This window comes from Verrucosispora sp. TAA-831, from assembly GCF_050780145.1.
Lineage (GTDB): Bacteria > Actinomycetota > Actinomycetes > Mycobacteriales > Micromonosporaceae > Micromonospora.
This window is the reverse complement of sequence record NZ_CP192240.1, coordinates 3,101,030-3,113,613: the sequence shown is the minus strand read 5'-3', so window position 1 is coordinate 3,113,613 and position 12,584 is coordinate 3,101,030. Positions and strand designations below refer to the sequence as shown.

Below are 12,584 nucleotides of genomic sequence, written 5' to 3'. Positions count from 1 at the left end.
ACGGCATGACGGCCGGTCAGACCCCGGGTGGTGACCGGCGGAGAGGTGGCACCAGCGATGGCGACCGGCCCGCCCGTGGAGGGCACCTGCCAGGTCTGGTGGGCCGAGGTCGGGTCACCGGACGACGAACGACTGCTCACCCTGCTGTCCGCGCCCGAACGCGACCGGCACGCCGGGTTCACCGACCCGCACTCGCGCGCGGCCCACCTCACCGCCCGGGCGCTGACCCGGCTGGTGCTCGCCGGGATGCTCGACACCCCGCCGACCGCACTGCGCTTCGAGGCGGTGTGCCGACAGTGCGGCGGACCGCACGGCAAACCGGTGCTGCGCGCCCCCGCCGCAGCGGTGCGGTTCTCCGTCGCGCACTCCGGGCGCTGGTGCGTGGTGGCGATCGCCGGGCGGACCGAGGTCGGCGTGGACGTCGAGCGGATCGCGGTACGCGGACGGGCCCTGCCGTGGCGTGCCCTGTCCCCGGCTGAACGCGCGGTGGTCGCGGCCACCGGCGACCGGGACCGCACGGCCGCCTTCATCCGCTACTGGACCAGGAAGGAGGCACTGGTCAAGGCGACCGGGGACGGCCTGACCGTCGACCCGGCCACGATCACGGTGACCGCGCCGGACCGGCCTGCCCGGCTGCTGCGGTGGACCGGCGCGTCCGCGCCCGCCAGCCGGCCGCACCTCGCCGACCTGGCCGCTCCCACCGGGTACGCCGCCGCACTGGCGAGCCTCGACGACGTCCTTGTGGTGTCCACTCACGACGGAGGTTCACTGCTCGACCCGATCCGCTCCGGTGTGGCGGGTTTCGCATCGACACACATTTCCAATAAGTTGCTGACCTAACGCGACCGGGTGATCTCCTTCCGTTGCCGGAGACCGGCGACACACCCGCCACCGTCACGTCCACCGAACCCCCCAGGAGAGGGATCTGATGTCTGACGACACTCGCACGTCGCCAGGAACCGACACCGACACGGTGTCGGCGCCTGCGCCGGCCGCGACGCCACCCGACGAGTTCGTACCCCCGGTCACCGGTCGCAAGCGCACCCTCGCCCTCATCGTGGTGCTCACCGGGTTCGTGCTGGACCTGCTCGACATCACCATCGTCAACGTGGCGCTGCCGTCGATCCGGGACGGCATCAACGCCACCGCCTCCACCATGCAGTGGCTGGTGGCCGGCTACGCGCTCGCCTTCGCCTCGATGCTGATCATTTCCGGTCGGCTCGGCGACATCGTCGGCGTACGCCGGATGTTCCTGATCGGCGTCGCCGGCTTCACCTTCACCTCGCTGCTCGCCGGTATGGCCCAGTCGCCCGAGCAGCTCATCGTGCTGCGCTTCCTCCAGGGCGCGATGGGCGCGGTGATGGTGCCGCAGGTCTACACGCTGATCCAGTTGCTCTACGCGCCCAAGGAACGCGGCCGGGCGTTCGCCGCGCTCAGCGCCGCGCTCGCCTTCGGCACGGTCGGCGGCCCACTGGTCGGCGCGCTGCTGACCACCGCGAACGTCGGCGGCCTCGGCTGGCGCATGATCTTCCTGGTCAACGTCCCGATCGGCATCGCGGCGTTCTTCGCCGCGCGGGCGCTGCTGCCGGAGTCCGAGCGCAACCGTCGGGAACGGCTCGACGTGGTCGGCGCGACGCTGATCACGGCGGCGGTGATGCTGATCGTCTATCCGCTGGTGCAGGGCCGCGAGCACGGCTGGCCGCTGTGGACGTACGCCATGATGGTCGCCGGTCTGGTGGTGTTCGCGCTGTTCGTGCTGCACCAGCGCTCCCGCACCGAGTCGCCGCTGGTGCCGCTGTCGCTGTTCCGGCACCGCTCGTTCAGCTCCGGCCTGGTGGTGGTCTTCCTCTTCCAGGGCGCGGTGATGTCGTTCTTCCTGGTCATCACGATCTACGTGCAGATCGGGGTGGGCTACAGCATCCTGCGCGCCGGGTTGGCCGGGCTGCCCTGGGACATCGCGGTGCCGCTGCTCGGCTGGCTATCCGCCCGCTGGATCACGCCGAAGCTGGGTCGGGTCGGCCTACAGATGGGCCTGGTGCTGCTGATCGCCAGCATGTTCTGGTTCATGTGGGTCATCGACAGCACCCCGCAGGTGACCATCTGGCAGTTGCTCGTGCCGATGTTCATCGGCGGTGCCGGCATGGGTATGACCTTCCCGCCGCTGATGGGGTACTCCCTGCACGACGTGCCCGGCCATCAGGCCGGGTCGGCGTCCGGGGTGGTGAACGCCAACTACCAGATCGGCGTGACGCTCGGCATCGCCGCCTGCGGCACGCTCTTCTTCAGCCTGATCGCCGCCAACGCGCCGTCGGCCACCGACGACGTCGGGCCGCGGCTGCGGACGGACCTGGTCGCGGTGGGTGTCGCCGAGGGGCAGGCCGAGCAGATCGGGCAGCGGTTCCGGGACTGCGTGACCACCCAGCTCGGCGCGGCGGACCCCACGCTGCCACCGGCCGGTTGCGACACCGCGACCGTGGCCGCCGGCGGCGGTGACCGGGCCGTCGAGGTGATCGAGCAGCGGTCGTTCGAGGCCAGCCAGATCAGTTTCCAGCGGGCCATGGTCGGCACGCTCTGGTTCAGCGTGATCAGCTTCGCGCTGGCCCTGCTGGGTAGCTTCCTGCTGCCACGTCGCTGATCAGGCGCGGCCGACACGCCCCGCGGCCCCGGTGCCACCGTCCGACGGTGGTGCCGGGGCCGCGGCGTGTCGCGGGTCGGATCAGCCGAGCGCGGTCCGGTAGGTCGCGATCGTCCACACGTGGCCCTGCGGGTCCTGGCAGGTGAACTCGTACGAGTCGTGCGGCTTGCTCTCCGGCGCGAGCAGGATCTCGGCGCCCCCGGCGACCGCCTTGGCGTGCAGGGCGTCCACCTCGGTGTCGGTCTCGACCCGGACGAACGTGCCGGCGGTGGCGGCACCGAGCGCGCGCGGCTCGCCGAGCCGAAGCTGGCCATTGGCCGGATTGATCATGATCAGACCATGGTCACCGATCTTCAACTCGGCGTGGTACACGTTGCCCTGGCCGTCGTCGAAGACCCCGAGCGTGGTGAAACCGAACGTGTTCACCAGCCACTCGATGGCCTTGGCCGGGTTCTCGTAGGCGATGTAGGGGGCGACGGTGGGCGGCACGGAGGAATCGGCCATGGGTCACTCCTCGGAGTCGATACGGTGAGCCTGTCAGGACGAGCAATCACTCTATGTGCTCTTTGCGTCCGGCGGACGACAAGAAGCCGACGTTCTGCCGTCGGTGGTCAGTCGAGCTTCGGCGCGTAGCTGCCGAAACCCCACAGGTGACCCTCCAGGTCGCGGACCACGTACTCCCGCGAGCCGTAGTCGGTGTCGGTGAGCGGCATGACCACCTCGGCCCCGGCCGCCACCGCCCGGTCGTGGTGGGCGTCGACGGCGTCGCCGACGTAGACGTAGACACCCTGGCTGGTCAGCGGCAGCTCCCGGGGGCTGGCCATGGGCAGGCTGGACGAGCCGGCCGGACCGAGCTGGAACGTCCCGATGCCCCACCGCAACTCGGCGTGCACCACCTGACCCTCGCCGCCGGTGGTCTTCTCCAGCAGCGTGAACCCGAAGGCGGAGCAGAGCCAGTCGATGGCGGCACCCGGGTCCCGGTAGCGCAGGAAAGGGATCACCGGTGCGACCACATCGGACATGTGTGGATCCTCCTGATGTCGACAGACGACATCCACCCTACCCAGCCGGGTCCGCCCCAGACAGCCGACACACCCGGGGTCAGCGCGGTCGCACCAGCAACGGCAACTGGTCGTACGAGCGCAGGCTGGCGTGTCGGCGTCGGACCGGCGGCCCCGCCGGACCGAGGATCTCCACCGTCCGCACCAGCCGCTCGAACACGATCACCGACATCAGCCGGGCCATCGCGGTGCCGAGACAGTGGTGCAACCCGCCACCGAACCCGAGGTGCGGGTTGGGGTCACGCCCGACGTCCAGGCGCTCGGCGTCGGCGAACACGGTGGCGTCCCGGTTGGCGGCGCCGAGCAGCAGCAGGACCGTCCGGCCCGCCCGGATCTTCACACCCTCCACCTCGACCGGTTCGCGGGCCACCCGGATCACGTTCTGGATCGGTGCGTCGTACCGCAGGAACTCCTCCACCGCGGTCGGCACCAGGCCCGGGTCGGCGCGCAGCCGGCGTAGTTGGTCCGGGTGCGCGAGCAGCGCCGCGACCCCGTTGGAGACCAGGCCCATGGTGGTCTCGAAGCCGGCGTGGAACAGGAAGAGCATGTTGTCCACGAAGTCGGCCACGGCCAGCCGGTCGGTCGCCGACTCCTCCCAGTACATGCCGGCCAGCGTCGGCCCGCCGGGCTCGTCGCGGCGGGCGGAGAGCAGTCCGCCCAGGTAATCGTGCAGCCAGGGCAGCGCGGCGTTGATGTCGTGCAGGTCGGCCGGGGTGAGGTTCGCCGCGTCGAACACCTTGGCCAGCGAGATCACCCGGGTCAGCACCTCGGGCCGGTCCTCGGCCGGGATCCCGATCAGGTCGCACACCACCCCGACCGGCAACGGCACCGCGAGGTCGGTCACCACGTCGAGGGTGCCGCGTTCCAGCGCGGGGTCGAGCAGCGCGTCGGCCGCCGCACCGATGTGTCCGGTCAGCCGGCGCGCCACCGGGGTGCCGAGCGCCCTGCCGATGAACCGCCGCAGTCGGGTGTGGTCCGGCGGGGTACGGGTCAGCACGATCCGGTCCAGGAACTCCGCGCCCGGCCCGTCGCCGAGCGTGATCCGGGTGTACTCCGGCGGCATCCGGCTCTCCAACCGGGTCTCGCGCAGCAGCGTGGACACCAGGGAGTGCCCGGTGACCAGCCACTGACCCAGCTCGGCCCGGGACAACGGGCCGCGTTCCCGCAGTTGCGCGTACGCCGGGTACGGGTCGTCCTGGGTCGCCAGGAACGCCGCGGACAGGTGAGGACGCGCGGTCTCGGCTCGCATACAGAGCACTATCCGGGAGAGCCCGCCGGGCGGCAAGACCCTACATACGCCTATCGCCACAGTCGACAAGGTCCACGGGCTGTTCTAGGCTCGGTCCGTGGCTGAGCTCGTGCGTGAGGAACCCGCTTCCGTCGGTCAACGCCTCCTGGCCCTGATGGACCACTACCGGGGCCGGGACAGCGCTCTCAACGAACAGGTGCTGTGGCGCCTGCGTGGTCCGTACGATCACGAGGCGATGACCCGTGCGGTGACCGCCCTGAGCGCCCGGCACGAGCCGCTGCGGACCACGTACCCCCGGGGTCGCCGGATGCGCCAGCAGATCCACGAGCCGCGCCCGGTGCCGGTGCCGGTGACCGACGTGTCGGCCGAGGCCGACCCGGCCGCCGCCGCCCGGGAGGTCGTCGCCACCGAGGTGGCAAGCGGGGTCGACGCCTCGGTGTGGCCGCTGCGGCCACGGGTGGTCCGGCTCGACCCGGAGCACCACCTGGTGGTGCTCACCCTGCACCACTACTGCTCCGACGACTACTCCAACGCGCTGCTGGCCCGTGACCTGCGGGCGCTGTACGCGGCCGAGACCGGCGAGACGGTCGACCTGCCCGCGCCGCAGTGGCAGTACGCGCAGTGGGCCCGCTGGCAGGCCGAGCAGCTCTCCGGCGCGAACCTGGAACGGCTCACCGACTACTGGACCGGTAAGCTGACCGGTGCGCGCCTGGTGGAGCTGCCGGCCCGCAGGCGACGTCCGGTGCCCGACGGCGATCCACCGTGGATCTCCGTCGAGCACTACGTGGACGCCGAGACCACGGCCGCGCTGCGGCAGCTCGCCCGCCGACACCGCACCACGCTGTTCCCGGTGACGCTGGCGGTGTTCTACGCCCTGCTCCACGCCGAGACCGGCGCCGACGACCTCACCGTGGCCTCGCTCTTCGCCAACCGCGGGCAGCCGCAGGTCCGCGACACGGTGGGCTTCTTCGCCAGCATGGTGCTGCTTCGAGAACGCTTCACGCCGGACACCACACTGAGCGAGCTGATCGCCCAGGCCCGGACCACGGTGATGGACGCGATGCGGCACCAGGACCTGCCGCACCAGTTGCTACCGCCGGACACCGTGGCGGGCGGCACCGGACGCACCGACGACGTGCTGTTCCAGCTTCTCGGCAGCCTGATGACCCGGGCGGACATGGCCGGTGAGGAGCTCGACGACATGGAGGCCCAGCTCGAACGGCGGCGCTTCGCGCTGGAGTTCGTGGTGGTGCCGCAGGGCGACCGGCTCTCCGCGCTGCTGTTGTGTTCCCGGGCGGAGTTCGATCCGCGGTGGGCGGACACCTTCGTCCGCGACTATGTCACCCTGGTGCGACGCGTGGTCGCCGACGCCGACGTCCCGCTCGCCCGGTTGCGCGGCGCACCGGTGACCTGAGCATGCCGGCCCGCTCCGGGCCGGCACGACCCGGAGGGGACCGAGATGATCACCGAGGACGAGGTCCGGCGGATCGCGCTGGGCCTGCCCGAGGCGCATGCCAGCGCCCACTTCGACAACGCCGACCTGCGCGTCCGTAACAAGATCTTCGCCGCCTTCCCGGCCGGTGCGGGCACTGTCATGCTGCGGCTCGACCCGCAGGAGCAGGCGGCGCTCCTGGCCGAGGACCCGGCCACCTTCGGCGCGCCGGACAACCACTGGGGACGCCAGGGCTGGACCAGTGCCCGGCTGGACCGGGTCGATCCCGGGCAGTTGTCCGAGCTGCTCACCGACGCCTGGCGGCGCCGGGCACCCCGGCGGCTGGTGACGGCGTTCGACGCGGCACGTCCGGGCGGGGGTGGGGGTGTCGGGTAGTGGGCTCGCCCGCGGGCAGAACAGGCGACACCCGACACCACAATTGATTGAACACGCAATTATCGACGTCGCACGAATCGAACTATTCCCGGCCGACGCGATACCCCCGACACACAAATGCAAATTGCAGATTCCGATGCACGGATAATCCGGTTAAGTCTTTCTGAATCGGACCGAAACGGCACACATATATTTTCGGACCGACCGCCCCGCACCCCCGCAGAACCGGTCAGCCCCGATTGCGCCCGGCCAGTGGCCCGGGACACCAGCGCACCACCCGCGCCTCGGCCACCGCCGGTCGTGACCTGCGTCGACGCACCAGGAACTGCAGGTGCAGCCGCAGCATGCGGCCGATCTGCTCGGACGCCACGCCGCGTCCACTGCGCCGCCCCTCCAGCATGGCCCGCTCCGCCCCGCAGCGCACGACCACCGCGGCCCCCGCCGCGCTCGCCCCGGCCGCGACGTCGACGAGCGAGGTGAAGCCCACCTCGTCCACGCCGGTGACGTCGGTCAGGTCCAGTTCCACCTGGTCGGGCAGCAGGTCACCATGGTCCAACATGTACTCGGCGACGCGGGTGACGTACCCCGCCGTGCTCCGATCCACGCTGCCGCTGACGGAAATCGCTACGGCGGTTCGACTCACCCTCCGGGCCTTGACCATAGGCAACACAATTCCCCCCTCCTGCTGATCTCACACCATAGAACGCACTCGCGCGAGATGGGAATAACCGATCGGCTTCAATACTGAGACATCCGCGTGCTATCTCCCGCTGACGAATCTGATGGACCACAATGCAGGTCACTTTCCGTGCTTACACAGGAAGATCTCCGGCCGCCCGGCCCCGGTCCCGGGCACCGGACCGACGCCTCGACGGTGAGCAGCGTCTACGACCCGCAGGCCAGGACGCCCACACCGCGGATGCGGCAGGACGGCGCGCGGCCCCGCCGACGCCCGTTCGGGCGAACCGGTCACCGCACGTGATCGACCGCCGACCACCCGGCCGAACATCCGACAAAAGTCGACGGAGCCCCTGACCGGCACGGATCGGACGTCCCGACCGGGCCGACGGAGTGTGTGGTGTGTCGTCATCGCTCTTGCCCGTCGGCGGTGACCCGACAGACACTAGGCGGATGAGCGCACCGACCCTCACACCCCGGTTCGACGCCCTGGACCCGAACGTCGTCGAGGACCCCTACCCCGAGTACGCCCGGCTGCGCGCCGCCGGGCCGCTCTGCCGGATCGGTCCGGGCAGTTGGGGTGTCACCCGCTTCGCCGACGTGGTGGCCCTGCAACACGACCCCCGGCTGGGCAGCGAGTTCCCCGCCGGCTACCACGAGGTGTCCGTGGGCGACGGCCCCGCCGGCGCCTTCTTCCAGCGCATCATGCTCTACCGCGACCCGCCGGACCACGTCCGGCTGCGCCGGCTGATGAGCCGCGCGTTCAGCCCCGCAGTCGTCCGCCGACTGCGGTCCTACGTCGAGGAACTGGTCGACGAGATGCTCACGACGGCCCTGGCGACGGGTCGGATGGACCTGGTCCCCGAGCTGGCCTACCCGCTGCCGGTGCAGGTGGTCTGCCGACTGATGGGCATCCCACCGGAGTCCACCGAGGACGTCCGCCGGCACGCGATGAACCTCGGCCGCGCCTTCACCGCCGTGGTCCCCGAGCAGGCCCGCGCCGACGCCGACGTGGCCGTACGCTGGCTGCGCGAGCACATCGGCGACCTGCTCGACCAGCGTCGTTCCCGGCGCGGCGACGACCTGCTCTCCCGGCTGCTCGACGTCGAGGAGTCCGGCGACACGCTGACCCACGACGAGATCGTGGACAACACCGTCTTCTCGTTCTTCGCCGGCTTCGAGACCACCGTACACATGATCACCACCGGCACCGCCGCGCTGCTGGCCCACCCGGACCAGCTCGACCGGCTGCGGGCCGACCCCTCCCTGGCGGGAACCGCGGTGGACGAGTTCCTCCGCTGGGACGCCCCGATCCAGGGCACGGCCCGCTACGTGCACGAGCCGATCGAGATCGGCGGACGCACGGTCCGCAAGGGGCGGGTGCTGGTGCTCATGATCGGCTCGGCGAACCACGACGAGCGCCGGTTCACCCGGCCGGACCGGCTGGACGTGGGCCGCACCGACAACCCGCACGTCGCCTTCGGCGGCGGCGCCCACCTGTGCCTCGGCGCCTTCCTGGCCCGGATGGAGGGTGCCGTGGTGTTCGACCGGCTGGCCCGCCTCGCCGTGCTCGAACCGGACGGACCGACCGTGCGCGAACGCGACACCCCGTTCCGCGCGTACGCCTCGGTGCCGATCCGGCTCGGCTGACGACTCACCGGAGCGACCGGAGACAGGACCCGGCTCGGCCACCGTCCTGTCGCCGGTCGCGGTGCGGCGGGCGTGCTCAGTCGGCGGGCAACGCCTCGATCGCGGTCAGCGTGGGCGTCCCGATGACCTGGGTCAGCCGCAGCCCGGCCCGCTCCAGCAGCCGACCGGTCTCCTCGGCGCTGCGGTGCGCGCCACCGGTGAGCACCATCGCGTGCACGTCGAAGAGTTTCGCCATGTCGAAGGCGTCCCCGGGCGGCAGCACCGCCTCCAGCAGGACGAGCCGCGAGTCGGGCCGCATCGCGGCGCGCACGGTGCCCAGGATGCGCGCCGCGTCGTCGTCGTCGAAGCCCGGCAGCACCGTCTTGAGCAGGTAGCCGTCACCACCGGCGGGGACCGCGCCGAAGGCGTCGCCGGGCACCACCTCGCAGCGGTCGGCCACGCCGGCCTCGGCCAGCACCTTCGGCGCGCCCGCGACCACGTGCGGCAGGTCGAACAGCACCCCACGCACGCCGGGGAAGCGGGTGAGCAGGCCGGCCAGGAACCCGCCCGTCCCGCCGCCGACGTCCACCAGCGTGCCGAACCGACGCCACGGGTACGCCCCGAGCACGGTCCGCAGGTGCAGGTGGTTGACGCTGCGCATCCAGTCGTCGACGCGGGCGCTCTCCTGCGGGTGGTCGGCGAGGTAGCTCCAGTAGTCCTGACCGTGCACGTGCCCGAAGGCCGGTTCCCCGGTGCGCAGCGTGTGCCCGATCGCGGCCCAGGCCCGCACGTCGGATTCGAGCAGGGTGAAGCTGTCCCGCAGCGACATCGGGTGGTCGCCGCGCAACGGCTCGGCCAGTGGGGTGAGCGCGAAGGTGGCGTCGGCGACCTCGCTGAACACGCCCCGGGCGGCCAGCGCCCGCAGCAGGCGCAGCAGCGCCCCCGGATCCGCGCCGGCTGCGGCGGCCAGCTCGGACACCGGTCGCGGACCGTCGGCCAGCAGGTCGGCGATGTGCAGGTCGCAGGCGGCCCGCAGGGCGAACGGGGTGATCTGGTCCCCCAACTCGCCGAGCCGGACCACGGCGGTCAGGTCGAGATTGCGTCGGGTGGCCGTCATGCCAGTCTCCCCCTTCGGATGCGCAGCCGCTCACCGGCGAACTGCAACAGGCCCAGCTTGTCCAGTCCGGTGCGGACCGGTTCGGTCATCAGGCCGATCTGCCCGAGCGCCACCGCCACCCGCGAGAACACCGCCTGCCGGTACTTGATCATCAGGTCGTGGTTGGTGGCGAAGGCGACGCCCTCGGCGCGGTTCACCTCCAGGCGCTCCCAGATGTCGTCGAGCAGGAACCGCCGACGGATCAGCGCCGCGGCGTCCAGGACCAGTTCCTCCCGCTCGGCCCGCTCGGCCGTGGTGAGCTGGTCGTAGAGCCCGGAGAGGGAGAGCACGCCGAAGGTGACGTGCCGGGCCTCGTCCCGGGCCACGAGATGGGTCAGCTCCTTGATCAGCGGGTCGTGGAAGCTGCTGTTGGAGAGCCGGAACGAGGCCATCGCGATCGCCTCGACCATGATCTGCATGCCGAGCGCGGTGACGTCCCAGCGCGAGTCGGACAGGATGTCGGTGAGCAGCTCCCGCAGCGGCTCGGAGACCGGATACGGTTCGGGGATCTTCTCCCGCAGGTACCGGGAGAAGACCTCCACGTGCCGGGCCTCGTCCACGGCCTGGGTGGCGGCGTAGAACTTGCTGTCCAGGTCCGGCACGGTCTCCACCAGCCGGGCCGCGACGATCATCGCGGCCTGCTCACCGTGCAGGAACTGACTGACCATCCAGGACTGGAACTCCCACCGGAACGCGTCCCAGGCCCGGGGACCACGCGGCGCGAGCGGCGAGGCGGCGAACGCGGCCATCGCGAAGGCGGAGTCGTCCGGCAGCGGTTCGCCGAACGGCACCGGCACCGACCAGTCGACGTCGGAGACCTTCCACTGGGCTTCCTTGGCCCGTTCGTAGAGCGCCACGAGCCGTGGATCGGAGGCTTCGTAGTCCCAGGTGAGTGTGGTGTCGACGCGGGCCGGCACGACAAAGCTCATACGACACAAGGTACCCAGAGACCCCACCGATGCCAATGCGGTGACGCTATGGTCCGTGCGTGGACACACAACAGACACCAGCGTCCGTGGCCCAACGACTCCTCTGGATGATCAAGCACTACCGCGCCGACTTCGGTGCGCTGAGCTGCCCGCTGCTGTGTCGGCTCACCGGTCGGGTCGACGCCGACGCGCTGGACGCCGCGTTGTCCGCCCTCAGCGCCCGACACGATTCGCTGCGGACCACCTTCACCGGTCGGGGCGCGCGGTTGGCCCAGGTCGTGCACCCGCCGACACCGGCCGCCGCCCGCCGGGTGGACCTGTCCGCCCAGCCGGACCCGGCCGCCGCCGTCGACCAGGCGATCCGCGCCGAGCTGCGGACCGCGATCGACCCGACCGAGTGGCCCGCGCGGAGCACGCTGTGGCGGCTCGGGCCGGACGAGCACGTGCTCTGCCTGAACCTGCACCACCTGGTCACCGACGCCTGGTCCACCGGCATCCTCTTCCGGGACCTCGGCGTGCTCTACGCGCAGGCCCTCGGGGTGCCGGCGCGGCTGCCCGCCACCGGCTGGCAGTACGCGGAGTTCGTCCGCTGGCAGCAGGAACTGCTCGACGGCGACGGGTTGCGCCGGCACCGGGACTACTGGCGGCGGCAGTTGACCGGCAGCGAACTGCCGGCGGTGGGCACGTCCGCCGTCGCCGCTACGCCGTCGGACGGTCCGGCCACCTCCGACGTGGCGGTCGACCTGGACCGGGAGGCGGTGGCCCGGCTGCGCGCGCTGGCCCGTACCCAGCGGAGCACCCTGTTCGCGGTGCTGCTGGCGGTCTTCTACCACCACCTGCACCGGATCACCGGTCAGGACGACCTGGCGGTGGCCTCGATGTTCGCCAACCGGTCCCGTCCCGAGCTGCGGGAGACCGTCGGCCTGCTGGCCAACATGGTGCTGCTGCGGGCCCGGGTCGGGCAGGCCGAGACCTTCGCCGACCTGGTCGGGCAGGCGCACGGGGCGGCCATCGGCGCCTTCACCTACCAGGACCTGCCGTACCAGATGCTGCCGCTGGACGTGGTGCAGACCGGCGGCCGGCGCGCCGACGACGTGCTGTTCAACGTGATGGCCGAGGTGCAGCACCGGACGGAGTCGGCGGGCGTCGGCTTCGAACTGCTGGTGCCGCCGGGGCTGGGCAGCCGGTTCCAGTTCGAGCTGGCGGTGGCCCCGGTCGGCACGGCGGACCTGCGTGCGGTCTTCTACCACCGCACCACCGCGTACCCGCCCGCCGAGGCGCAGGCGTTCCTGGCCGGCTATGCGGACCTGGCCGCCCGGCTGGCCGCCGAACCGACCGCACCACTGCGGACCAGGCGCGGCGGCTGACGGCACCACGAACAAGCACCACACAACACGACACTGGCGTCACACACTCTTG

The 12,584-nt window shown here is 71.4% G+C and carries 12 protein-coding genes; 6 read left to right on the top strand and 6 right to left on the bottom strand.

Features of this window, described 5'->3' with window-relative positions:
• Window positions 1–57: 57 nt before the first annotated feature.
• A complete protein-coding gene (locus ACQVFL_RS14065) occupies window positions 58–840 on the top strand; it encodes a 4'-phosphopantetheinyl transferase family protein (RefSeq protein WP_431729555.1) in 783 nt (260 codons plus the stop codon).
• A gap of 88 nt (window positions 841–928) precedes the next feature.
• Window positions 929–2,635 (top strand): MFS transporter, encoded by a 1,707-nt coding sequence (locus ACQVFL_RS14060; RefSeq protein WP_431729554.1) that lies wholly within the window; start codon window positions 929–931, stop codon window positions 2,633–2,635.
• Between the two features lie 81 nt (window positions 2,636–2,716).
• On the opposite strand, the gene ACQVFL_RS14055 is transcribed toward ACQVFL_RS14060, so the two are convergent.
• The 3 genes from ACQVFL_RS14055 to ACQVFL_RS14045 all read right to left on the bottom strand — a co-directional run bounded on the left by ACQVFL_RS14055 (window position 2,717) and on the right by ACQVFL_RS14045 (window position 4,945).
• The gene (locus ACQVFL_RS14055; RefSeq protein WP_350694673.1) at window positions 2,717–3,139 is read right to left on the bottom strand and encodes a VOC family protein; all 423 of its coding nucleotides are present in this window, start codon (window positions 3,137–3,139) and stop codon (window positions 2,717–2,719) included.
• A gap of 107 nt (window positions 3,140–3,246) precedes the next feature.
• The gene (locus ACQVFL_RS14050) at window positions 3,247–3,657 is read right to left on the bottom strand and encodes a VOC family protein (RefSeq protein WP_431729553.1); all 411 of its coding nucleotides are present in this window, start codon (window positions 3,655–3,657) and stop codon (window positions 3,247–3,249) included.
• 79 nt (window positions 3,658–3,736) lie between these two features.
• Window positions 3,737–4,945, bottom strand: a complete 1,209-nt coding sequence (locus ACQVFL_RS14045; RefSeq protein ID WP_396697550.1) for a cytochrome P450 — start codon at window positions 4,943–4,945, stop codon at window positions 3,737–3,739.
• A 154-nt stretch (window positions 4,946–5,099) separates the two neighbouring features.
• Here ACQVFL_RS14045 and ACQVFL_RS14040 point away from each other — a divergent pair, with 154 nt between their 5' ends.
• Complete coding sequence (locus ACQVFL_RS14040) at window positions 5,100–6,359, top strand: condensation domain-containing protein (RefSeq protein WP_396697791.1); 1,260 nt, start codon at window positions 5,100–5,102, stop codon at window positions 6,357–6,359.
• A gap of 45 nt (window positions 6,360–6,404) precedes the next feature.
• Window positions 6,405–6,773 carry an MmcQ/YjbR family DNA-binding protein gene (locus ACQVFL_RS14035; protein ID WP_396697548.1) on the top strand — a complete coding sequence of 123 codons (369 nt, stop codon included), beginning with the start codon at window positions 6,405–6,407 and terminating at the stop codon, window positions 6,771–6,773.
• A 229-nt stretch (window positions 6,774–7,002) separates the two neighbouring features.
• Here ACQVFL_RS14035 and ACQVFL_RS14030 read toward each other — a convergent pair whose 3' ends face one another.
• The gene (locus ACQVFL_RS14030) at window positions 7,003–7,377 is read right to left on the bottom strand and encodes a hypothetical protein (RefSeq protein ID WP_350694679.1); all 375 of its coding nucleotides are present in this window, start codon (window positions 7,375–7,377) and stop codon (window positions 7,003–7,005) included.
• A 527-nt stretch (window positions 7,378–7,904) separates the two neighbouring features.
• On the opposite strand from ACQVFL_RS14030, the gene ACQVFL_RS14025 reads away from it, so the two are divergent.
• Window positions 7,905–9,101 (top strand): cytochrome P450, encoded by a 1,197-nt coding sequence (locus tag ACQVFL_RS14025; protein WP_431729552.1) that lies wholly within the window; start codon window positions 7,905–7,907, stop codon window positions 9,099–9,101.
• 76 nt (window positions 9,102–9,177) lie between these two features.
• Here ACQVFL_RS14025 and ACQVFL_RS14020 read toward each other — a convergent pair whose 3' ends face one another.
• Together ACQVFL_RS14020 and ACQVFL_RS14015 are read right to left on the bottom strand one after the other, a co-directional pair.
• Complete coding sequence (locus ACQVFL_RS14020) at window positions 9,178–10,197, bottom strand: methyltransferase (RefSeq protein ID WP_396697543.1); 1,020 nt, start codon at window positions 10,195–10,197, stop codon at window positions 9,178–9,180.
• Window positions 10,194–11,165, bottom strand: coding sequence for a ferritin-like domain-containing protein (locus ACQVFL_RS14015; protein WP_396697541.1), 972 nt, complete (start codon window positions 11,163–11,165; stop codon window positions 10,194–10,196). The genes ACQVFL_RS14020 and ACQVFL_RS14015 overlap by 4 nt, the downstream gene beginning before the upstream one ends.
• 59 nt (window positions 11,166–11,224) lie before the next feature.
• Here ACQVFL_RS14015 and ACQVFL_RS14010 point away from each other — a divergent pair, with 59 nt between their 5' ends.
• Entirely contained in the window at window positions 11,225–12,532 is a 1,308-nt protein-coding gene (locus ACQVFL_RS14010; RefSeq protein WP_431729551.1) for a condensation domain-containing protein, read from the top strand.
• The last annotated feature ends 52 nt before the right edge of the window (window positions 12,533–12,584 follow it).